Annotated in this window: 1 protein-coding gene; it reads left to right on the plus strand. The window is 46.9% G+C overall.

Annotation, left to right across the window (positions count from 1 at the left end):
• Positions 1–667: glycoside hydrolase family 11 protein (locus BLW60_RS13465; RefSeq protein WP_175460947.1), on the plus strand; the 667-nt coding region annotated here is incomplete at both ends.

Here is a 667-nt window from a genome sequence, read left to right on the forward strand (position 1 = left end):
ACGAGATGTGGAACCAGAACGGTCAGGGACAGGCATCAATGAATCCCGGTGCAGGTTCTTTCACCTGCTCATGGAGCAACATTGAGAACTTCCTCGCACGTATGGGTAAGAACTACGACAGCCAGAAGAAGAATTACAAGGCTTTCGGCAACATCGTTCTCACTTATGATGTAGAATACACACCAAGAGGAAATTCTTATATGTGCGTTTACGGATGGACAAGAAATCCTCTTATGGAATACTATATCGTAGAAGGCTGGGGCGACTGGAGACCACCCGGAAATGACGGAGAAAATAAGGGTACAGTAACTCTTAACGGCAATACATACGATATCCGCAAGTCAATGCGTTACAACCAGCCATCACTTGACGGTACAGCAACATTCCCACAGTACTGGAGCGTTCGTACAACAAGTGGTTCAGCTAACAATCAGACTAACTACATGAAGGGTACTATCGACGTATCCAAGCACTTCGAGGCTTGGGAAAAGGCAGGTCTCGATATGTCAGGTACACTTTACGAGGTATCTCTTAACATCGAAGGTTACAGATCAAACGGTTCTGCAAACGTTAAGAGCGTAACTGTTACAGAAGGTGCAGGCGGCGGTGGCGGTCAGCAGCAGAGCAACGACTGGAACCAGAATAACAACCAGCAGCAGAACCAGAA

The organism is Ruminococcus flavefaciens, assembly GCF_900108555.1.
GTDB classification, from domain to species: domain Bacteria; phylum Bacillota; class Clostridia; order Oscillospirales; family Ruminococcaceae; genus Ruminococcus; species Ruminococcus flavefaciens_P.